Genomic DNA, 21096 nt, shown 5'->3' with positions numbered 1-21096 from the left:
CCGGACATGTCGGGCGTAGCGGCTTTCACCCCGCAGTTCGCCCGGTCGGACCACGGCGCCCCGCGTGCGACGCCGTGGCGTCAGGCGGCGTGCTGCGCGTCCGCGGCGTCCTGCGCGGCCACGCGCTGCGACGCCCGCGCCCGGTCCGCCGGGTGCAGCACCTGCAGGTGCGGCCGGGCGCCCACGCGGTAGCGCACGCGCACGTCCCAGCGCCTGCGCGCCCACCACGCCGCACCGACCGACACCAGGAGCGCCGTGATCGAGCCGATGCCGATCGACCAGCGAGCCCCGAACGTCTCGCCGATCCACCCGACGACCGGCGACCCGACGGGCGTCGCCCCGAGGAACACGATCATGTAGAGCGACATCACCCGACCGCGCATCGCCGGGTCGGTCGACATCTGGATGCTCGAGTTCGCCGCCGTCATCATCGTGAGCGACGCGAGGCCGACGGGGATGCAGGCGACCGCGAACGACGTGTACGTCGGCATCAGCGCGAGCACGCCCGTCGCGACCCCGAACCCGAACGCCGCGCCGATCACGAGGCGCACGCGCGGGCGGTCGCGCCGGGCCGCGAGCAACGCACCGGTGAGCGAGCCGATCGCGAGCACCGAGCCGAGCACGCCGTACTCCTGCGCGCCCCGCCCGAACTCGGTGCGCGCCATGAGCGCGCTCGTGAGCTGGAAGTTCAGCCCGAAGGTCGAGACCACGCCGACGACGACCATGATGACGAGGATGTCGGACCGGTTGCGCACGTAGGCGATGCCCTCGCGGATCTGCCCCTTGGCCCGCGGCGCGTGCGGCATCGGGTAGAGCTCGGACCGGCGCATGAGCGCGAGCGAGCCGATGGTCGCGGCGAACGTCGCCGCGTTGATGACGAACACCCAGCCGCTGCCGACGGCCGCGATGAGCAGGCCCGCGAGCCCCGGTCCGATGAGCCGTGCCGCGTTGAAGGACGCGCTGTTGAGGCCGACGGCATTCGAGAGCCGCGACTGCGGCACGAGCTCGGCGACGAAGGTCTGCCGCACGGGCGCGTCGATCGCCGTCACGACCCCGAGCAGGCCCGCGAACGCGTACACGTGCCACAGCTGCGCGTGCCCGGACAGCACCAGGGCACCGAGGCCCGCCGCGAGCGCGCCCTGCGCGACCTGCGTGAGCACGAGCAGCTTGCGCCGGTCGAACCGGTCGGCGAGCAGGCCCGCCCACGCGGACAGCACGAGCGTCGGCGCGAACTGCAGCGCGGTCGTGATGCCGACGGCGACGCCCGACTCGTCCGAGAGCTCGGTGAGGACGAGCCAGTCCTGCGCGACGCGCTGCATCCAGGTGCCGACGTTCGCCACGAGGGCGCCGGCGAACCAGAAGCGGTAGTTGCGGTACGACAGGGACGAGAACGTGGAGCTCACGACGCGGCGATCCTCCGGAGCAGGTCGGACGCCGCGACGAGGGTCGCGCGCTCGGCCGCCGTGAGCCCGGCGAGGCGGGCGGACAGCCAGGCGTCGCGGCGGCGGCGGGTCTCGGTGACCTCGCCCTCGCCCTGCGGCGTGAGGGACACGACGACCTGGCGGCCGTCGGTGGGGTGCTCGTCCTTGCGCACGAGCCCGCGCTCGACGAGGCAGTTGACGGTGCGGGTCATGGCGGGCGCGGCGATGCGCTCGTGCTCGGCGAGGCGCCCGGGGGTCATGGGGCCCTCGCGCAGGAGGATCGCGAGGACGTTGAACTGGGGGTCGGACAGGCCCGCGTCGCCGCGTTCGCCCTTGAGCCGACGGGTGGTGCGGCCGAGCGTGACGCGCAGCTCGGTGGCGAGCGCGAGGTCCGGGTGCACGGCCGCGTGGGCGTCGGGAGCGGCGAGCCCGGCGGACTGCGGGGGATCCGGTGCGATGGTCACAGGTCATTACTTTACATCATTACCTGCAGTCACGACCTGCCGTGGACCCGCCTTGCGCCCGCACCCGTCGGTGCGGAACAGTCGGACGATGGGGAGGGAATCGTGACGAAGGGCTCGGACTGGGACGTCGCGAGCGACGCCCTGGCGGTCGAGCGCCTGCTGGCGTCGTCGACCGACCCCGTGACGCACCGCGCCACGCCCGTCTCGCTCGGCTCCGAGTGCGACCGCATCCGCAGCGAGTCCGCCGTGCTCACCGTCGTGGCCCTCGGCTTCGACACGCCCACCACGCGCGCGCTGCCCGGCCGCGCGCGCGGCCTCGACGCCGCCGAGCGGGTCCTGTGCCGCGACCTCGAACGGTGGGCCGACCGCGCGGGGTCGGTCGTCGCGATCGGCGAGGCCGCCGCGGCCGCCCTCGTCGTGTCGACCCCCGAGGACGCCCGCACGCTGCGCGCGCGCCTGCCCGAGCTGCACGCCCAGCTGGACCGGGCCGCCGGCCCCGCCCCGCTCGTCACGACGGCGCAGGGGCCCGCGCGCGACTCGTCCGACGTCGTCGCACGCGCCGTCGAGCGGATGGTCGCACCGCGCGGCTCGCTGCCCGCGCAGGACCCCTGGGCCGACCTGCGCGCGACCCGTCGCCCGCTGTGGGACGCCACGACCGGCGCGCGCTTCGGCACGCAGGTGCGGCTGCACGCCTACGGCGCCGACGGGCCCCACGCCGAACGCGCCGAGGGGCTCCTCGCCGTGACCCGGTCCCCCCGGTTCGCCGACGCCGCCGTCGCGACGAGCGGGGCCGTCGCCCGGGTCGTCGTGCCCGACGTCGACGACGGACCCGTCGTGTGGGACGCGACCGCCGTGCTGTCCGGCACCGGCCCGGCGCGCGGCACGCTCGTCCAGGCGCTCCTCGACCGCTGCCCGCCGGACGTGTGGGTGGGCGTCGCCGCCTGGCTCGCCGACCTCCCCGAGGTCGTCGAGGCCCTGCGCACGCTGCGGGCGCGCGGGCACCGCGTGGTGCTCACCGGGTACGGGGCCGGCCGCGAGCCGCTGGTCGCGCTCGACGAGCTGCCCGTCGACGCGCTGCTGCTCGACACGCACCTCGAGCGCGGCGCCCGGCTCGGCGCCGAGGACCACGCGGTGCACGCCGCGGTGCTCGAGCACGCCGCACGCACCGACGTCGTCGCGCTGACCGCCGCCCGCGGCGCGGTCGACCGGCACCGCAGCCCCGCGCCCGCGCGGGCGCCGCGGTGGGCCGACCCGGGCGGCGAGGTGCTGGCGCGGGCCCGCCTGCTGGGCCTGACGCTGCGCGAGACCGCCGTCCTGGTCAACGCGACCCAGGCACCGGCGTCGGGTGCCGCGCGCTGGGACCGCTACGACGTCGCGATGCACTGGGCCCGTGCCTCGTCCTGACGCCGCGCGCGCGCCGCGCCGGTCGCGCCCGGGCCTGGTGGCGACGGGGCTGCTCGTCGGCGCGGCGCTGCTGGGCGGCGGGGCGGTCGCCGCGGCCGCGTTCCGTGACGCGGCGCCGCGCCCCTCCTCGTCGCCGCGCACCGCGTCGTCGCCGTGGCCCAGCACGGACCTCGACGCCTACGCGGCGCAGCTGCTCGCGGCCGCGGACGCGGCGCGCACCGCCGCGGGCCTGCCCGCGTGGCAGGCCGCACCGTGCGCGCAGGGCCCGGCCGGCGAGCGCGCCGCCGCCCTCGTCGGGGCCGATCTCGAGCACGCGCCGCTCGGGCCCGTGCTCACGGCGTGCGCGCCCCTGGGCACCGCGGCCGAGAACCTCTCGCGCGCGGCCGCTCCCCCGGCCGACGTCGTCGACGCCTGGCTGGGCTCGGCCGGGCACCGCGCCAACGTCGAGGACCCGGCGCTCACGCAGGCCGCCGCCGCGTGCGTGCCCGACGCGGGCCAGGTGCTCTGCTCGCTCGTGCTCGTCGGCCCCTGACCCCGCCCGTCGAGGTCGGGGGCCGACGACCGGTCGTCAGGGGCGCCCGAGCGCCCGGTACGTCCACCCGGCGGCACGCCAGGCCGCGGGGTCCAGCACGTTGCGGCCGTCGACGATCGCGCGCCGCGCGACGAGGCCGCCGAGCTCCGCGGGGTCGAGCGCGCGGTACTCCGCCCACTCGGTGGCGAGCACCACCACGTCCGCCTGCTGCACGGCCTCCTGCGCGGAGGACGCGAACTTGATGTCGGGCCACTTCGCGCGCGCGTTCTCGACGGCCTGCGGGTCCGTCACGGTGACCTGCGCACCCTGCAGCTGCATCTGCGCGGCGACGGACAGCGCCGGCGAGTCGCGGACGTCGTCGCTGTCGGGCTTGAACGCGGCGCCGAGCACCGCGATCCGGCGCCCCACGATCGACCCGGCGCTGACCTCCCGCACGAGGTCGACGACGCGCACGCGGCGGCGCATGTTGATCGCGTCGACCTCGCGCAGGAACGACAGCGCCTGGTCGACGCCGAGCTCACCGGCGCGGGCCATGAACGCGCGGATGTCCTTGGGCAGGCAGCCGCCGCCGAAGCCGAGCCCGGCGTTGAGGAAGCGCCGGCCGATGCGCGCGTCGTAGCCGATCGCGTCGGCCAGACGTGTCACGTCGGCGCCCGTCGCCTCGCACAGCTCGGCCATCGCGTTGATGAACGAGATCTTCGTCGCGAGGAACGAGTTGGCGGCGACCTTGACGAGCTGGGCCGTCGCGTAGTCGGTGACGACGAGGGGTGTGCCCTCGGCCAGCGGCGTCGCGTAGACCTCGTCGAGCAGGGCGCGCGCCGCGTCGCCCTCGGGCGTCGGCACGCCCTCCTCCGACGGCAGGCCGTAGACCAGCCGGTCGGGGTGCAGCGTGTCCTGGACCGCGAAGCCCTCGCGCAGGAACTCGGGGTTCCAGACGAGCGTCACGCCCGTGCCGACGAGGCGGCGGGCGAGGTCCTCGGCGGTGCCGACCGGCACGGTCGACTTGCCCGCGACGACGTCGCCGGGCGCGAGGTGCGGCACGAGCGCCTCGAACGCCGACTCGACGTAGGACAGGTCGGCGCGGAACTCGCCGTGCTGCTGGGGCGTCCCGACGCACAGGAAGTGCACGCGGGCACCCGCGGCGTCGGCCATGTCGGTGCTGAAGGTCAGGCGCCCGGTGTCGCCGACCTCCGCGAGGAGCTCGGGCAGCCCGGGCTCGTAGAACGGGGCCGTGCCGGCCGCGAGGCGGGCGACCTTCCCGGGATCGACGTCGACCCCGACGACGTCGTGGCCGAGGGACGCCATGCTCGCCGCATGGACCGCCCCGAGGTAACCGCAACCGATGACTGAGATACGCACATCGCCCCCCGATGTCGAGTGTCCTCGTGTGCGAGGGTACCGGGATGAACCGGTCAGACCGCCAGTGACGCCCGTCACACTTCGCGCGCGACGCGTCGTCGTGGTCGCGCTCGTCGCCTACCTCGCGGCCGTAGCCGCGGTGACGCTCTCCCCCGCGCCTGCGGACGACGAGACGCTCGGCGCGGTGCGGGCGGCCGTCGCCTGGCTCGCCGCGCACGGCCTGCCCGTCACCTACCTCGGCGTCGAGGCGGCGGCGAACGTCGTGATGTTCGTGCCGTTCGGCGTGCTCGTCGGGCTCCTGCTGGCGCGGCCGTGGGCCGTGGTGCTGCTGGGCGCCGTGACGTCGGCACTGATCGAGACGGTGCAGCTCGCGCTGCCGACGCGCGTGTCGACCGTGCAGGACGTCGTGATGAACACCCTCGGGGCGGCCGTCGGCGTCGCGGCGCTCGCGCTCGCCGCCCGGACGCGGTCGCGCCGGGGCGCGTGACGGCCCGCCCGCACGGACGACGACGGGCCGGGACCCCGCGCGGTGCGCGGCGCCCCGGCCCGTCGGGCCGTGCGGAGGTGGGACCCGTCAGAGGCCGAGCGCCTGCTGGATCGGCCCGAGCGCGAAGTAGACGACGAACGCCGCCGCCGCGCCCCACATGAGCGGGTGGACCGTGCGGGCCCGGCCGAGCGCGACCTTGACCACCACGTACGCGATGAAGCCCGCGCCGATGCCCACCGAGATCGAGTAGGTGAAGGGCATGAGGGCGAGCGTGAGGAACGCGGGGATCGCGACCTCGGGCGACTTCCAGTCGAGGTCGGCGACCTGCGACACCATGAGGAACCCGACGACCACGAGGACCGGCGCGGCCGCCTCCGACGGGACCATCGCGACGAGCGGCGACAGGAACGTCGCGAGCAGGAACGCGACACCCGTCACCACCGACGCCAGACCCGTGCGGGCGCCCTCGGCGACGCCCGACGTGGACTCGACGTAGGCGGTGTTCGACGACACCGAGCCCATGCCGCCGGCGACGGCGGCGAGCGAGTCGACCACGAGGATCTGCTTCGACCGCGGCGGGGTGCCCTCGGCGTCGAGCAGCTTCGCCTCCTGGCCGACGGCGACCATCGTGCCCATCGTGTCGAAGAAGTCGGCCAGCAGGATCGAGAAGACCAGGACGACGACCGCGAGGACGCCGATCTTGCCGACGGCGCCCAGCAGCGAGAACTGGCCCAGCAGCGACAGGTCCGGCACCGCGAACGCGGAGTCCGGCAGCGAGGGCACGTTCTGGTGCCACCCGGTGGGGTTGTCGGCACCGGCCGCACCGACCTTCGCCCACGCCTCGACCGCCAGCGCGAGCACCGTGGTCCCGACGACCGCGTACAGCAGGCCGCCGCGCACCTTCTTGACCAGGAGGACGACGGCGGCGACCAGCCCGACCACGAAGACCAGGACCGGCCAGCCGGACAGCGAGCCGCCCGTGCCGAGCTCGAGGGGCGTGCCCTGCCCCTGGTGCACGAAGCCCGCGTTGACGAAGCCGATGAGGGCGATGAACAGGCCGATGCCGACGCCGATCGCGCCCTTGAGGCTGCGCGGCACGGCGCGGAAGACGGCGGTGCGGAAGCCCGTGAGCACGAGGGCGAGGATGACCAGGCCCTCGAGGACGACGACGCCCATCGCGTCCGCCCAGGTCATGCCCGGCAGCTGCGCGATCGTGTACGCGACGACCGCGTTCAGGCCCAGGCCGGCCGCGAGCGCGATCGGGAAGTTGGCGACCAGGCCCATCGTGATGGACAGGACGCCGGCGATCAGCGCCGTGGCGGCCGCGATCATCGCGAGGTTCGGGGAGTCCCCGCCACCGAGGAACTGACCGGTGCTGTCCGGCAGGGTCCCGATGATGAGCGGGTTGAGCACGATGATGTAGCTCATCGTGAAGAAGGTGACGAGACCGCCGCGGATCTCGTTGCCGATGGTCGAGCCGCGCTCGGTGATCTGGAAGAAGCGGTCGATCGCGCCGCGCGGGGCAGCGGGGGCGTCGCCGACCTTCTCCTCGGGGGGAGTAGTGGCCATGGCGCGCAGTGTGGCAGAGCACAGGTCCTCCACACATGGGACGTCCAGGCACTGACCTCCGCGCGCGCCCGCGAGCCGGACGCGCGCCCGCCGCCCGTCGCCCGCAGGACGTGCGTCCAGAAACGCAGCAGGACGCACGTCCACATTCTTGCAGGACGTGCGTCCAGAATTGCAGGACGCTCGTCCAGAAAATGCCGTCTGCGACGCTGCCGGCCACTCCCGCGTGTGAAATGAATGTTGCGCCCAGGGGAACACCGCGCTCACGCAAGTCTGTGACCTGCGGCGACGCTCGAGATCGTCACCACTGACTCATGGGGCAATCATCCGACCCATCGCTCTTTGCCCGGTTCCGGTGATAGCGTCCGCATCCAGCATCTGCTTGAACTGGGGGGTAAAGCAGAATGACGTCCACCACGCATGCCCAGCCACTGTTCCAGGCACGTCGACGGGCCCGCACGGCACCGCTGACCTGGCCCGTCACGCTCGCGCAGCGCCTCGCCGTGACGGACGCGCTCGCGCTCGCGCTGGCCGTCGGCGTCGCCTACCTCGTGCGGTTCCCGATCGACGGGCACGCCTACGTCTCGGGCGAGTTCTCACCCAGCTACCTCGCGGTGTCGATCTCGCTCTTCGCGACGTGGTTCGCCGCGCTCGCCGTGGGCCGCACGCGTGACCGGCGGCTCCTGGGCGGCGGGTCCGCCGAGTTCGCCCGGGTCTTCGAGGTCACGTGGCACCTGTTCGCGGGGGTCGCGATCGTCGCCTACCTCCTGCGCATGGAGATCGGCCGGGGCTACCTCGGCGTCGCGGCACCGCTCGGCCTCGCGCTGCTGCTCGCCGGACGTGCGTTCTGGCGCCGCGACCTGCGGCGCCGCCGCGCCGCGGGCGACGCCCAGGTCCCGGTCCTCGTCATCGGGCCCTGGCACAAGGCCGCCAACCTCGTCGGGGACTTCCACCGGCACCCCGGCGCGGGCTACCGCGTCGTCGGCGTCTGCCTGCCCGACGGCGCCCACCCGGAGGTGCGCTCGATCGACGGCGTGCCCGTGCTGGGCACCCACACGCAGGCCGCGTCGCTCGCGGTGCGGCACGGCGTGGCCGCCGTCGCCGTGGCCGGCTCCGACGCGATGGACCGCGAGGCCGTGCGCCAGCTCGGGTGGGACCTCGAGGGCACCGGCGTGGACCTCGCGCTGACCATGGCCCTGACCGACGTCGCCGGGCCACGCGTCCTCATGCAGCCCGTCAACGGCATGCCGCTCATGTACGTCGACGCACCGCAGTTCCGCGGCTCCAAGTACGTGCTCAAGTCGCTGTTCGACTGGTGCGGCGCCGCCGCCGTGACCCTGCTGCTCGCCCCGGTCCTGCTGGTGCTCGCCGTGCTCGTGCGGCTCACCAGCCCCGGTCCGGTGCTCTACGCGCAGGAGCGGATCGGCAAGGACGGCGGCACGTTCCGCATGCTGAAGTTCCGCTCGATGCACGTCGGCGCGCACGACCGCCTCGCCGAGGTGCTCGCCGCCGAGGGCGTGGCCGACGTCGGCGCCTTCTACAAGCCCAAGAACGACCCGCGCGTCACCCCGCTCGGCCGGGTCCTGCGGCGGTACTCGCTCGACGAACTCCCGCAGCTGTTCAACGTGCTGCGGGGCGAGATGAGCCTCGTGGGGCCGCGGCCGCAGATCGCCGCCGAGGTGGCGACCTACGACCGCGCCGCGCACCGCCGGCTGCTCGTGAAGCCCGGGCTCACCGGTCTGTGGCAGGTCTCGGGACGGTCGAACCTCGACCCCCGCGCTGCCATGCGGCTGGACGTCGCGTACGTCGAGAACTGGACCATCGCCGGCGACCTCGTGATCCTCGCGAAGACCGCACGCGCGATGGTCGCTGCCGAGGGAGCCAGGTGAGACGGTCCGTGTCCGCGCGCACACCGCGACCCCGCTCGAAGGGACGTCGCCCCACCATGCCCCCCTCACGGGATTGGACCTGGTCATGACGACCCCACGTTGGTCACTCATCACGGTGACGTACAACAGCGCGGCGACGCTCCGGCAGCACTGGGCGTCACCACGACCACCGGACGTCGAGTGGATCGTCGTCGACAACCGCTCGCGCGACGGGTCTGCCGCGACCGCACGCGATCTCGGCGCCGACCAGGTGATCGAGCTGCCGCGCAACGTCGGCTTCGGACGCGCCAACAACGCCGGCTTCGGGCAGGCGCGCGGCAGCTACGTCGCATTCGTGAACCCCGACGTCGTCGTCGACTTCGACTCGCTCTCCCGCCTCGAGGACGCCTTGGACACGCATCCGGGCCTGGTCGGGCCGCAGCTCGTGTACCCGGACGGAGCCTCGCAGCCGTCTGGTCGCGGCGTGCCGAGCCTCACCAACAAGGTCCTCAGCCGCCTCGGTGTCGAGCGGGTGCTGCGTCGCTACCACATCGAGGCGCGACCGGGCGAGACGGCCACGGCCGCGTGGCTCGTCGGTGCCGCCGTCGTCGCCACCCGTGACACGTTCGCGTCGTTCGGCACCGAGGGGCCGTGGGACCCGGCGTTCTTCGTCTACTACGAGGACTCCGACCTCGGCCTTCGTTCGTGGCTCAAGGGGACGCCCGTCCACGTGGTCGGCGACGCCCGCTGGATCCACAGCTGGGCCCGAGAGACGACGTCCTTCCGGCTGAAGCCCTGGTTGCTGGAGATGCGGGCGATGTGGACGTTCTACCGCCGCTACCCCGACCTCGTCGCGGGCGAGGCCCGCCGCGGGAGGTTCCGGGAGATGGCGGGGCAGTGGGGCACCAGGACGCAGGGCACGATCGCGTGACGACGACCACCGCGCGGCGGACCGGAACCCCTGCTTCTGCGTCGGTCTCGGCCCGTCCTCGGGACGTCTCCGGACCTCGCGGTGCGGCCCGCCCGTTCCCCTCGGCGCTGTTCTTCATGACCTTGCTGGCGATCACCAGCCGCGGCCTCTTCGAGCTGGTCCTGGGCAAGACGGTCGGCTACGCCATCCAGGCGGGCGCGGTCGCGCTGTTCGCGGCCGTTCTGGTGGTGCGACACCGGGCGCGGCCCACCCCGCACTTCGCGACGATGCTGGGCCTGTGGTGGCTGCTCGTGGTGGCGTCGTTGCTGTCCGTCTGGGCGTCCGCTCAGCCCGGGCGAGTGGCCGGTGCGGCCATCTACGCCGTCGTCATGGTCTTTCTCGCCGGGCTGATGGTGCTCCTCGGAGGCCTCACGTACGAGTTCGGCCCGGGCCGCGGACCCGGGCCGGCCCTCGTGACCTGCGCCGCGATCATGGTCGTCGTCGCCCTCATGCAGCAGTTCGGCGGGCTCACGGTGTTCCCCGGGACCGACTTCGGCACGCTGCGCACGCAAGCTCGACCGCCGGCCATGACCGGGAGCTTCTTGCACTATCCCATCGCTCTGGGGCTGATGTCCTTCGTCCTGCTCGGCATCCACGCCGTCCAACGCCGACGCCTCTACCTCGTCGCCGCAGTCGTCAGCATGGTCGCGGTGCTCGTGAGCTACTCCCGGTCAGGCATGGTCCTGGTCCTCGCCGGTCTCGCCATCGGCGTCCTCCTGTCGCGCAGCTTCAGCCTCGTCGCCCGAGCGCTGGTCGCCGGCGGTGCGCTGGCCGTCGCGTTCCTGGTCGCAGCCCCCACCGACACGTACCTGCAACGATTCCTCAGCATCTTCAGCCCGGACGGCGCCGGCAACGCAGGACGGATCGACGCGTGGCAGACCCTCCTGGACCTGTGGTCGCGGTCGCCGCTTCTCATCGGCAGCCACGCGGGCGAGTACACGAACATCACATCGAACCTGGCACCGGGCGGAGCGGTGGCCTCACCCGAGTCAGGTGTGCTCCAGGTGCTGGTCAGCCTCGGTCTCCTCGGAGCCCTCGCCTACTACGGGTTGATGGCGGTCACCACGTGGGCCACCCCGGGCGAGGTCCCGTGGTTCCGTGCCGGGCTCCTCGCCGCGATCGTCCAGAGCCTGATCTACCAGTCCGTCGAGGTGCTGCCGTTCATGGCGCTGTTCGCCCTCACACCGCTGCTCGCGCGTACCGCACGCACCCCGCCGACCGAAAGCGTGCAGGATCCGCAGCGACTGGCGGACGTGTCCGACCGACCGTCGACGAGGAAGGGTCACCCATGACGACACCACCACTGCCGCGGGCCAACCACCCGCGGCACCGGGCGTTCACCTACCTCACAGGTCAGTACGACAACCTCGGCGACGCCCTGCTGCGGCGCGCCTTCATCTCCGAGCTCGCTCCCGTGGGCGAGTGGCACGTCTACGTCGGACATGCGCCGTCGGACTACGTCGGGGCACTTGACGTCCCTCCAGGGACGGTGCTGTACACCTCCCGGTCGAGATGGTTGGGATCCGCGGTGGCGACGCTCTGCCGGCGTGACCGAGGCACGTTCTTCGCCAACCCGGGTGAGATCTCGTCGACGCCTGTCGAGCTCGTGCTGGGCACGATGGGCGCCTTCCTCGCGGCAGCAGCCCGGGCCGGTGGCAACCCGGCGTTCCGGCTGGGAGTCGGCGCGCGGGACCGACGTCGCCCGCTGAGCCTCGGGCACGAGGTCGCCGCTCGGCTGGTCACGCGCAACGTGTGGCGCGACGCCGTCTCGCGCGACCTGTTCGGACGCGGTGACGTCGCGCCCGACTGGGCGTTCGCCCTGCCCGCCCGCGCGGACGGAGCGAGCCGCGACCTGGTCGTGCTCAGCTACCGCGGCGACCGGCCCCAGCCGTCGGACGCCGCGCTCTCCACGATCGCCGCCTGGGCGGCGTCACGTCGGCTCCGACTCGCGGTGGTCGCCCAGACGCGTCGCGATCTCCCGACGAGCCGAGACCTCGCAGGCCGCCTCGGCGCGCCGCTGCTTCACGCGGCGAGCGGCGACCTCACCGAGATCGAGTCCGTCGCCCGGTCCGCCTACGCCCGGGCGGTGGTCGTCCTCAGCAACAGGATCCACGCACTCATCGTCGCGGCGGTGGACGGGGCTGCCGTCGGTGCGGTCCTCGCACACCCCGACGTCAAGATCGCGAGGACGCTCGCTGCGGGACGGCTCACGGTCCGGCCGGTCGATCACGAGGCCGGTCCCGACACGCTCACCAGCTACCTGGACGAGGTGGCGGCGTCGAGGGCCGTGCAGGCCGCTTCCGTCGACGAGGCAGCGGTCGCGCTCCGCGCTCTCGCCTCCGAGGTGCTGGGGACGCGCGAGCGGGTGGTCGCGCCGTGAGCGCCTCGTCTCCGAGCGTGACGGTCGTGCTCCCCGTGTTCAACGCCGCCGAGTACGTCGGCACGGCACTCCGCGAACTCCTGCGGCAGACGTTCGACGACTTCGAGGTCGTCGTGATCGATGACAGGTCCACCGACGACACCTTGTGCCTGGTCGAGCAGATCGCCGGCGACGACGACCGCGTCCGCGTCATCGGTCTACCGACGAACGGCGGTGTCGCCCACGCGCGCAACGCGGCGCTACGTGCCGCTCGCGGCCGGTTCGTGTGGTTCGTCGACGTCGACGACGAGTGGTCGCCGCGCTTCCTCGAGATCATGGTCGAGAACGCCGAGCGGCTGCAGGCGGACGTGGTCGTGTGCGGCGCGGAGCACCGCTTCGGCCCCGCCCTGACGCAGCGTGAGGACGTGGCGCGCTACGACGACGCCGCACTTCTCCTCGGTCGCGATGCCGTGGGTTGCATCCTGCTCGGCTCCGGGGCTCTGTGGAACAAGCTGTTCCGACGCGAGGTGCTCACCGGTGACGTGTTCCCACCGCTGCGCTCGAAGTCTGACCACGGTGGGGTGATCCGTCTCCTTCCCGAGCTCCGACGGGTCGCCACGGTTCCCGAGACGTTGTACACGTACGTGCAGCGAGACGGCTCGATCAGCAACGGCGGCGTCCCGCAGCCGCAGAACTTCGTCGCCCTCCTCAACCTCGCCGAGGCGTCGCTGACGAAGCTCCCCGATCCGGCCACGGTCAACGATCTCCGGGCACGGTTCCGGGCGATGGTCGTCGGACGCGCCCTGCGGGAGGCGTGGCGGTTCCCACGAGGGACCGACGCACTCGTGGAACGGCTGCCCTCCATGGTCCCGTGGCGAGACCTGCTCCTCCACGTGCGGGACGACAGGAGAACCCTGGTGACGTGCGCGGCGGCCAAGCTGTCGCCCCGTCTCGCCCGCCGCGCGTTCCGTCGTCTCGGGCGCGCGAGGTGGACGCCGCGCGGAGCTGTCTGAGCCGTCTCCGCAGAGGTCACGCACTGAGCCGAGTCCGAGGGCGACGGACGGCCGGCACCGGACGCTCCCCCGACGTCGCCCGCACCGGGAACCTCGAGACACCGCTCGCCGCGAGCGCGCTACCGCGTCTCCGACGGCACGGGCTCGACTGCGTCCGACATTGCCGCTCTGTCGTGCGCCCTGGCCGCGGCGAACGACATCCAGAGGATCGGCACGTAGGCGAGCGTCCAGGCGATGGACGTCGCGACGCAGGCCGCGACGAGATCGCCGGTCACCGCGGAGGCGAGCGCGAGCGTCCCGAGGATGAGCGCCAACCGCCCGCACTGGAGACCGAGAAGCTGACGCTCGTACCCGAGCGGGATGAGCAGGGTCGTCACCGGCAGCGCCACGAGCTGCAGGCTCAGCGGGATCGCGAAGACCGCGGTCACGATCCCCGCCTCTTCCCAGCCCGCACCGAGCACGGGCACCGCCAGGAGCGGCGCGCCGACCATGAGACCGGCGGCGGTGACCGCCGCGACCGCCGCGGTACGGAGCGTCTGACGTCGCAGCAGCGGGGCCAGTCCAGGTCTGCGCCCCCGGATGAGCGGTGCAGCAGAGCCGAGCGCGACCTGCGACAACGCCTGTCCGACGAGGGTCGTGGGCGCGCCCCCGATCCGTTGCCCCACGCCGACGGTGGCCGAGGCCACCGGGCCCAGCACGACGAACGATCCGATGACCACGGCCTGGGACGAGGCGTTGGCCACCATCGCCGACAGGATCGCGCTGACCGCGCGCTGCGAGCGACGAGCCCCGGCTTCGTCATGCGTCTCGTCCACCGACCGACGCACCACGGTGACGGCCGTCGCCACGCCTCGACCGAGGAGCAACGCGCCCGCGACGGCGGCTGCGGTCGGCACGGCCAGGGCCACCAGCACCTGGAGCACCGCCGCGACGGAGCCCGCGAGCAGGTTGCGCGCCGCCAGCCTGCTCAGCGCGCCCTGCCGGATGAGGTACGCGTTCTCGACGGTCATCAGCGCCGTCGAGAAGAGGATCAACGCAGTCGCCAGCAGAACGTCCGCTGCGTGCCGCAAGGACACCAGGTGCAGCACCAGGCCGGCGGCAGCCAGGATGGCCGTGCAGGCGCCCGCGAACACCACCGCGACACGGCGCTGCCGGCGCGTGTCCGCCGCTCGGCTGACGGGGATCAGGAGCTCGCGCCGCAGCGTGGCGAGCGGCTGGAGGACCAGAGCGATCGAGAAGCCGGCTTGGTACGCCCCCATCTCGCCGGCCGGCAGAAGACGGGTCAGGAAAGGGATCGCCGCGACCAGCGCGACCTGGCCGACGAGCTGCCCGAGGACCAGCTGGCGCGAGCTTCCTCTCGTCGCCACCCGGGCCGCACCGGCGCGGACGGCCCGTCTCCCGAGGGGCGGTGCCGTCACCGTGGACCGCGGACGTGCTGCGGCGGAGTCGACGCACGTCCCAGGCCGTCGTCCACCTCGGACCCGATCGGCATCGACACCGACGCCGCAGGCACGTCGACCGCCTGGACCGACGAGCCGTCCCGCGGGGGGAACCCTGGCCGCGCCACCGCGGGCGTGGCCGCACGCGCGAGCTCCGTACGCGCACCTCGGGTCCTGCGAGCACCGGCGGAACCGTCACCGGCCTGTTGCGAGTACTCGTAGTACACGTACGCGCTCGAGCGGGACTGCGGCTCCCGGTTCACCACGACACCGAGGGTGTTCGCCTCGACCCGGTCGAGCGAGTGGATCGCCTCGGCGAGCTGCTGCCGGTGCGTCTTGCCCGCACCGACGACCAGGAGGACACCACCCACGTGCTTCGCGAGCACGGCAGCATCGGTCACCGGAAGGAGTGGCGGCGTGTCGATCAGGACGACGTCGTGATCACGGACCAGCTCGTCCAGCACAGCCGTCATCGCGTCCGAGCCGAGCAGCTCGCTGGGGTTCGGGGGAACCTGGCCCGACGGCACCACGCGGAGCAGGCCGTTGCCCCACGGCTGCACGACGTCCTCCACGGTCGCCTGCCCGATGAGGACGGTCGTCAGTCCGACGCCGCCCTCGATGCCGAGGTACTTGGCGATGCTCGGCCGCCGAAGGTCGGCGTCGACGAGCGCGACCTTGCTGCCTGCGTCCGCGAGGGCGATCGCGAGATTGATGGTGGTGGTCGACTTCCCCTCCCCGGGCAACGACGACGTCACCACGATCGAGGACGGGCGGCTCGCGAGGTTGAGGAACTGGATGTTGGTACGAAGACGACGGAAGGACTCCGCACGCGCGCTGTGCGGCGCGTCCTGGACGATCAGGGGCCGCTCCGAGGCGTTGTCGTCGAGGCCGATGACCCCGACCACCGACACGTCGGTGAGCTGCCTGACCGCGGCCGCCGAGCGGACGACCGTGTCGAGCATCTCGCGGACGATCGCGATGCCTGCACCGATCGCCACGCCCAGGAGCAGGCCGAGCGCCAGGTTGAGCTTCGTGTTCGGCACCGACGGGACGGTGGGTGCCGCAGCATTCCGGACGACGGTGAGCTTGACCGTAGAAGGACTGCCGTCGGTCGGTCTGTCGAGGTCGGCGACGACGCTGCGGAACTCCTCGGCGATCGTGTCGGCGAGCGCGGCTGCGACGGCCGGAGACTCGTCGAGCACCTCGATGTTCACGAGGGACGAGTCGGACGGTGACGTCGCGGAGACGCGTTCGGCGAGCGACCCCGCCCGCAGCCCGAGGCCGAGGTCGTCGATCACCGGGCCGAGGACGAGCGGGCTGGTGACGATCGACGTGTACGAGGCCACCTGCTGACGAGTGAAGTTCGACCCCTGCAGCAGGTCGTTGGTCGAGGTTCCGCCCTGCACCGAGACGTAGAGCTGCGTGCTCGCCGTGTACATGGGGGTCGTGAGCAGGCTCGCGCCGACCGCGATGACCACGCCGGCCACACCGAGCGCCGAGATCGTGAGCCAACGCTTCTTGAGAATCGACAGGTAGTCGCTCAGCTCCATGTGCGGGTACCGCTCCGATCTCTCATCGGGTGCAGGTGCGCGAGGCACCTCGAGACATCCAGCTGTCGCCTCGTCTCGCCATTCGGCCAGACGAGCGGAGGAAGGCCCTCACACGTCCGCGTGAGGGCCTTCCCGTCCGACCTCGAGAACTTCGGGCACGCCAGTGGTGGCCGGGGACTTCAGCGCCCCGTGCGCACGTCGTGACGTCGCTTGTTCGCGTAGACCGCGCCTGCCGCACCCGCGGCGAGCAGCGCGCCCGCCCCGAGCGCGATCGGCAGCGGGTCCGAGCCGGTCTGGCTCAGCCAGCCCCGGCTCGACGACCCGCCCGTGCCCGCCGCAGATCCCGCGCCCCCTGCCGCGGGGCCGGGGACCACGAACGTCTGCGTGGACAGCGCCTCGCCCGAGACGCCGTCGGTGATGATCGCCGTGTAGGTGCCCGGCTGGCTCAGCGTCACCGTGAACGAGACGGCGCCGGAGGCGCTGGTCGTCTTGGTGAGCGCCTTGGTGCCGGCGATCGTGATCGCGGAGTCGGGGATCGACGCCGGGTTGGTGGTGATGGTGATGATCACCGGGGTGTTGGCGGGGCCCTGGACCGTGATGGTGAAGGGCTGGCCGACGGTCGGGGTCGTGGTCGACGCCGTCCCGGTGTTGCTGTAGTCCGCGGCGCCGTACCCGAAGGCAGCGCTGGGAAGCAGCGCGAGCGCGGCGGCCGTGAGGGTCACGGCAGCGGTGCGACGGATCTTCATGGAATTGCCCCCCTGGTGCGACGACATGGGCGGGTCCGGGGTCGATTTCCTCACCCCGGACCGCGGTGTCGAGATGAGGCTAACCGCGATCCGCGCACTTGGAAACAGATGACACATGATCGAAACCCGACGCGGTCGGGGTGCCCCTCAGAAGCACCTCGCCGGACTGTTCTGGACCACTGACCACATTGGCGGTCAATGTGAACGACTGACCAGGAGAGAATGTCCAGGTGAGAGCGGCCACGGCGAGTCCGTCGTGCACCTGCGCGTGCACCTCAACTGGTCGACCGTCCACCATGATGTCCTCCAGAAAAGCCCCCTCGGGAAGATAGAGCAGGACGTTCGTCCGGAAGTCGCCGGGAGGCACGACGCCGTCCAGCCCGAGCACGTACGGCGGCAGCGACGCCACGTCGGCGGGCGGCGCGTAGCGGTACGTCGCCGTCAGCGCGATGCGCTGCGCGTCCCCGTCGACGCACGCGGTCGACGCGACCTGCGCGTCGACGTCGAGGTAGTAGCCGAGCTTCGCCTGCGTGCCGTCGTTGAGGTACAGGCCCACCACGGGGCTGTCCCCCGCGCGGCCGCGCAGCTCGCCCGCCAGCACCGTGCCCGCGAGGTGCGCCTGCAGGTCGGCGTCCGCCGACCAGACCAGCAGCCGACCGCGCCGCGCCGCCTCCGCGAGCGCGTCGACGACGCCCGCCGGCTCGCCCTGCCCGCTGCTCACCGCCGAGAACACGGCCGACGCCGCGTCGGCGAAGTACGCGTCCTGCCGCGCGGGCTCCGGGAAGCGCAGGTAGACGTCGTTGAGGAGGACCCCCACGGCGTCGTCGGCGCCCAGCGTGGAGCCGTCGGCCAGGGTCACGGGCCCGGTCGCGCGCAGGACCAGCGCGAGGGCGACCGGGTCGACCGACAGCACGCCGTCGACCTGCGTGCCCGTGGCCCGCGCCCACAGCCCGCGCGCGAGCTGCGCGGACCGCGGGAAGTCCGGCGTGAAGTTGACGTCACGCATGTCGGTCACGAGCAGGGGGCCGAAGAGGTCCTGCTCGGCCGGGCTGAGCTCCGCTTCGGGGTCGCCCAGGCCCGTGAGCTCGTTGCCGCTGCGCTGCTCGACGACCTCGAGGCGCCCGTCCTCGGCCCGCAGCAGCAGCACCGCCCCGGAGATGCCGCCCGTCGCGCGCGGCTCGGCGTTGTTCTGCACGAGGACCAGGTACTGCCGGGGGCCGTCGCCGCCGAGCATGGGCGGCAGCAGCGCGGCCGCGCGCGCCGCCGTCCCGGTGTCCACGGCCACGCGCGCGAGCTGGTCGCGCAGCGCGTCCACCGGCTCCGCGACGGGCGCGACCACGGCCCCCGTGTCGACCTGCTCCAAGCGGTCGAGCGTCGCACGCACGGCGACGTCGGCGGCGGCGACCTGCGACGCGACGTCCGCGAGCGGCGCCACGTCGACGCGCCCGTCGACGGGACGCAGGGCCGCCGGGTCGACCAGGGCCGTCGCCTCCACCAGCGGCGGCAGCGCGTGCTGCGCGAGCTCGTCCACCGCCTCGGTGACGGCCTGCACGGCCCGGACGTTCGGCCCCGCCCACGGCACGGCGCCCGCCACCGACCACAGCGGCCCCGTGGTGCGGCGGTGCGCGGCCGCGGCGTGCTCCCGCAGGGCCGGCAGCGTCGCACGCGCGCCCTCGACGTCGCCGGCGACCACCTGGTCCTGCAGGCGCGCGACCGCGTCCCGCGCCGTCTCGAGGTCGCTGCGCGCGCGGACCGCGTCCCACGCGAGCCACGCCACCGCGACGACGACCAGCACGAGGAGCCCCGCGACGGCGAGCAGGACCGCGCGCCGGCGCGTGCCCCGGCGGCGCCGTCGTGCGGGCCGCGCGCCCGCCGGACGTCGACGCGCCGAGCGCGGGTCCTGCGCCGTGCGCGGCCGCGGGACCGCCTGGCCCGACCACTGCGAACCCCAACCCGGGTGCGTCACACCCAGCCCCCTTCGCCCCCTGCGCGCCGGAGGGGTGTCGCCGACGCGTCGTCGGCGATGCTAACCGTACGAACCGGGCGCTGTCCGCGTCCGGTGCGACCGACGTCTCCCTGCCCGGGCCGTCCGGCATGATGGGGCCGCATGACGACGCCTCCCGACCCCGCGCTCGTGGTGGCGGTCTGCACGGGCAACATCTGCCGGTCCCCCGCGGTCGAGCGGCTGCTCGCGGCCCGGCTCGCGGGGACGGACGTGGTGGTCGCGTCGGCGGGGACGCACGCCGTCGTGGGGCACCCCGTCTCCGCGCCGATGGTGCCCCTGCTGACGGGCGCGGGCGCCGACGTCGACGGGTTCGCGGCGCGGCAGCTCGACGCCGGTCTCGTCGCCCGCGCGGACCTCGTGCTGGCCCTGACGCGCAGTCACCGGTCGGCCGTCGTGCAGCTCGCGCCGGCCGCCGTGCGCCGCACGTTCACCCTGCTCGAGCTGGCCCGGCTGCTGCCCCACGTGGACCCGGCGGCGCTGCGCGACGCGGGCGCGACGCCCGGTGAGCGGCTGCGCGCCCTGCCGGCGCTGGCGGCGGCCGCACGCCCCGCGGCGGGCGCGGGCGTCGACGACGTCGAGGACCCGATCGGCCGCGGCGACGCCGTGTACCGCGCGTCGTTCGCGTCGCTGGCGCCGGCCGTGGACGCGCTGGCGACGGCGCTGCTGCGCTGACGACCGCGCCGCCGGGCCGGGCCCCGGCACCCCCGGACTACGATCGGGGCGTGCCCACCCTCGTCGACACCCTGATGCACCCGCGGCGCACGCCGCCGCCGCCGATCGACGTCGACCTCGCGCGCGTCATGGGGACGGGGACGGCCCTGTGGGGCGCCGCGCTCGCGGTGATGGGCGTGCTGTGGCTGCTGGACGTCGCGCCGCTGCGCTGGTTCGCGGTGTGCGCCTCGGGTGTCGTGCTGGGGCTCGTCGGCATCCTGTGGGCGCGTCGCAACGGGCGGCTGTCGCCCGACGGCACGGGCGCGATGATCGCCCCCGCGCCGCACCGCGACGCCGCCTGAGGCCCCACGCGGCGGGCGCCCGGGTGCGTCAGCCGACGAACACCTGCGCGCACAGCCAGCCGCGGCCGCCCGGCACGCAGCCGACGCCGACCTGCGCGTACGACGCCCGCAGGATGTTCTCGCGGTGCCCCGGCGAGCCCATCCAGCCGGCCACGGCGGCCTGCGCGGACGGGTAGCCGAGCGACAGGTTCTCCCCGACGGTGCCCGCACGGCAGGCGTCGAGGACGGGGCCGAGCGGGTCGTGCTCGAACCGCCCCTCCGCGACCAGGACGCCGGCGCGCGCGACCGCCTGCTCGGTGGCGCACGCAGAGACCCCGAGCGGCGCGAGCCCGGCCTCGGCGCGACGCTCGTTGGTCAGCGTGACGACGTCGGCGGCCATCGCGGCACCCGGGTCGTCGGCGGAGGCCACCGCGGCCGGCGCCAGCGGCGGCTCGGGCTCGGCGGCGGGTGCGGGTGCGGCGGCCCCGTCCCCGCCGGACGCGGCCCCGTCCGCCCCGGGTGCGGCCGCGCCGGACCCGTCGGGAGCGGGGTCCGGCGCAACCTCGGCACCGTCGGACGACGTCGGGTCGCTCTGCGGCGCGGCCGGCTCCGCCTCATCGGTGCGCTCGGCGCTGCGCGACGCGGCGTCCTGACGGTCGGCGGGCCCGTCGGGGGCGAGCGCGGACGTGGCGGGCCCGGTCGGCGCCGAGGCACCGGGCGCGGTGGCCAGGACGATCGCGGACGCCACGGCGACGACCGCGAGGCCGCCCGTCAGCGCGCCTGCGGGCCCGCGCCGACGGCGGCGGTCGTGCCAGCGGCGGAGGTCACGTCGTCGGGCGTCGGGCACAGCCGGATGTTACCTGATCGTGACCTTTGGTGGTAGTTCGTCCGGACCCCGCGGCGCCGCGTCCGTGCACGTCC

At 73.9% G+C, this 21096-nt stretch carries 19 protein-coding genes; 10 read left to right on the top strand and 9 right to left on the bottom strand.

What is annotated here, in order from left to right; all coding sequences use genetic code 11:
- Window positions 1–80 precede the first annotated feature (80 nt).
- A complete protein-coding gene (locus GY42_RS16730; RefSeq protein ID WP_046530176.1) occupies window positions 81–1403 on the bottom strand; it encodes an MFS transporter in 1323 nt (440 codons plus the stop codon).
- Window positions 1400–1885 carry a MarR family winged helix-turn-helix transcriptional regulator gene (locus tag GY42_RS16725; protein WP_370297501.1) on the bottom strand — a complete coding sequence of 162 codons (486 nt, stop codon included), beginning with the start codon at window positions 1883–1885 and terminating at the stop codon, window positions 1400–1402. Before GY42_RS16725 ends, GY42_RS16730 begins: the two co-directional genes overlap by 4 nt.
- Window positions 1886–1987: 102 nt before the next feature.
- Here GY42_RS16725 and GY42_RS16720 point away from each other — a divergent pair, with 102 nt between their 5' ends.
- Window positions 1988–3289 carry a hypothetical protein gene (locus GY42_RS16720; RefSeq protein WP_046530175.1) on the top strand — a complete coding sequence of 434 codons (1302 nt, stop codon included), beginning with the start codon at window positions 1988–1990 and terminating at the stop codon, window positions 3287–3289.
- Window positions 3276–3821, top strand: coding sequence for a CAP domain-containing protein (locus tag GY42_RS16715; RefSeq protein WP_046530174.1), 546 nt, complete (start codon window positions 3276–3278; stop codon window positions 3819–3821). The genes GY42_RS16720 and GY42_RS16715 overlap by 14 nt, the downstream gene beginning before the upstream one ends.
- A gap of 36 nt (window positions 3822–3857) precedes the next feature.
- On the opposite strand, the gene GY42_RS16710 is transcribed toward GY42_RS16715, so the two are convergent.
- Entirely contained in the window at window positions 3858–5180 is a 1323-nt protein-coding gene (locus tag GY42_RS16710) for a UDP-glucose dehydrogenase family protein (protein WP_046530173.1), read from the bottom strand.
- A gap of 64 nt (window positions 5181–5244) precedes the next feature.
- Here GY42_RS16710 and GY42_RS16705 point away from each other — a divergent pair, with 64 nt between their 5' ends.
- Entirely contained in the window at window positions 5245–5667 is a 423-nt protein-coding gene (locus tag GY42_RS16705) for a VanZ family protein (RefSeq protein WP_046530172.1), read from the top strand.
- 87 nt (window positions 5668–5754) lie between these two features.
- Here GY42_RS16705 and GY42_RS16700 read toward each other — a convergent pair whose 3' ends face one another.
- Complete coding sequence (locus GY42_RS16700) at window positions 5755–7236, bottom strand: NCS2 family permease (protein WP_046530171.1); 1482 nt, start codon at window positions 7234–7236, stop codon at window positions 5755–5757.
- A gap of 401 nt (window positions 7237–7637) precedes the next feature.
- Between GY42_RS16700 and GY42_RS16695 the strand changes: the two genes are divergently transcribed.
- The 5 genes from GY42_RS16695 (at window position 7638) to GY42_RS19545 (ending at window position 13443) form a co-directional block, all read left to right on the top strand.
- Window positions 7638–9122, top strand: coding sequence for a sugar transferase (locus tag GY42_RS16695; RefSeq protein WP_052748470.1), 1485 nt, complete (start codon window positions 7638–7640; stop codon window positions 9120–9122).
- An 85-nt stretch (window positions 9123–9207) separates the two neighbouring features.
- Window positions 9208–10032, top strand: coding sequence for a glycosyltransferase family 2 protein (locus GY42_RS16690; protein ID WP_046531162.1), 825 nt, complete (start codon window positions 9208–9210; stop codon window positions 10030–10032).
- On the top strand, window positions 10029–11363 hold the full coding sequence (locus GY42_RS16685) for an O-antigen ligase family protein (protein ID WP_152667364.1): 1335 nt from the start codon (window positions 10029–10031) through the stop codon (window positions 11361–11363). The genes GY42_RS16690 and GY42_RS16685 overlap by 4 nt, the downstream gene beginning before the upstream one ends.
- Window positions 11360–12451 carry a hypothetical protein gene (locus tag GY42_RS19550; RefSeq protein WP_160309431.1) on the top strand — a complete coding sequence of 364 codons (1092 nt, stop codon included), beginning with the start codon at window positions 11360–11362 and terminating at the stop codon, window positions 12449–12451. Before GY42_RS16685 ends, GY42_RS19550 begins: the two co-directional genes overlap by 4 nt.
- Window positions 12448–13443, top strand: coding sequence for a glycosyltransferase family 2 protein (locus GY42_RS19545; protein WP_046530168.1), 996 nt, complete (start codon window positions 12448–12450; stop codon window positions 13441–13443). The genes GY42_RS19550 and GY42_RS19545 overlap by 4 nt, the downstream gene beginning before the upstream one ends.
- 119 nt (window positions 13444–13562) lie before the next feature.
- Here the strand turns inward: GY42_RS19545 and GY42_RS16670 are convergent, their stop codons facing one another.
- The 4 genes from GY42_RS16670 to GY42_RS16655 form a co-directional block, all read right to left on the bottom strand.
- A complete protein-coding gene (locus tag GY42_RS16670) occupies window positions 13563–14810 on the bottom strand; it encodes a lipopolysaccharide biosynthesis protein (protein ID WP_046530167.1) in 1248 nt (415 codons plus the stop codon).
- A gap of 47 nt (window positions 14811–14857) precedes the next feature.
- Window positions 14858–16432, bottom strand: coding sequence for a polysaccharide biosynthesis tyrosine autokinase (locus tag GY42_RS16665; RefSeq protein ID WP_046530166.1), 1575 nt, complete (start codon window positions 16430–16432; stop codon window positions 14858–14860).
- 179 nt (window positions 16433–16611) lie between these two features.
- The gene (locus GY42_RS16660) at window positions 16612–17178 is read right to left on the bottom strand and encodes a hypothetical protein (protein WP_046530165.1); all 567 of its coding nucleotides are present in this window, start codon (window positions 17176–17178) and stop codon (window positions 16612–16614) included.
- Window positions 17179–17257: 79 nt separating this feature from the next.
- A complete protein-coding gene (locus tag GY42_RS16655) occupies window positions 17258–19144 on the bottom strand; it encodes a DUF4012 domain-containing protein (RefSeq protein ID WP_052748468.1) in 1887 nt (628 codons plus the stop codon).
- Window positions 19145–19285: 141 nt separating this feature from the next.
- Between GY42_RS16655 and GY42_RS16650 the strand changes: the two genes are divergently transcribed.
- Window positions 19286–19855 (top strand): arsenate reductase/protein-tyrosine-phosphatase family protein, encoded by a 570-nt coding sequence (locus GY42_RS16650; protein WP_046530164.1) that lies wholly within the window; start codon window positions 19286–19288, stop codon window positions 19853–19855.
- Between the two features lie 50 nt (window positions 19856–19905).
- On the top strand, window positions 19906–20196 hold the full coding sequence (locus GY42_RS16645) for a DUF2530 domain-containing protein (protein ID WP_052748467.1): 291 nt from the start codon (window positions 19906–19908) through the stop codon (window positions 20194–20196).
- A gap of 28 nt (window positions 20197–20224) precedes the next feature.
- Here the strand turns inward: GY42_RS16645 and GY42_RS18450 are convergent, their stop codons facing one another.
- Window positions 20225–21022, bottom strand: coding sequence for a CAP domain-containing protein (locus GY42_RS18450; RefSeq protein WP_052748466.1), 798 nt, complete (start codon window positions 21020–21022; stop codon window positions 20225–20227).
- Between the last annotated feature and the right edge of the window lie 74 nt (window positions 21023–21096).

Source organism: Cellulomonas sp. FA1, assembly GCF_000986825.1.
In the GTDB taxonomy this organism is placed as follows: Bacteria; Actinomycetota; Actinomycetes; order Actinomycetales; family Cellulomonadaceae; genus Cellulomonas; species Cellulomonas iranensis.
Note: the sequence above shows the minus strand (reverse complement) of the source record. Positions and strands in the feature narration are given on the sequence as shown.

Excerpts from the sequence above, each read along its gene's own strand:
- GY42_RS16660 (WP_046530165.1), bottom strand. The coding sequence starts at position 17,178 with ATGAAGATCCGTCGCACCGCTGCCGTGACCCTCACGGCCGCCGCGCTC.
- GY42_RS16695 (WP_052748470.1), top strand. The coding sequence starts at position 7,638 with ATGACGTCCACCACGCATGCCCAGCCACTGTTCCAGGCACGTCGACGG.
- GY42_RS16690 (WP_046531162.1), top strand. The coding sequence starts at position 9,208 with ATGACGACCCCACGTTGGTCACTCATCACGGTGACGTACAACAGCGCG.
- GY42_RS19550 (WP_160309431.1), top strand. The coding sequence starts at position 11,360 with ATGACGACACCACCACTGCCGCGGGCCAACCACCCGCGGCACCGGGCG.
- GY42_RS16700 (WP_046530171.1), bottom strand. The coding sequence starts at position 7,236 with ATGGCCACTACTCCCCCCGAGGAGAAGGTCGGCGACGCCCCCGCTGCC.
- GY42_RS16650 (WP_046530164.1), top strand. The coding sequence starts at position 19,286 with ATGACGACGCCTCCCGACCCCGCGCTCGTGGTGGCGGTCTGCACGGGC.
- GY42_RS16665 (WP_046530166.1), bottom strand. The coding sequence starts at position 16,432 with ATGGAGCTGAGCGACTACCTGTCGATTCTCAAGAAGCGTTGGCTCACG.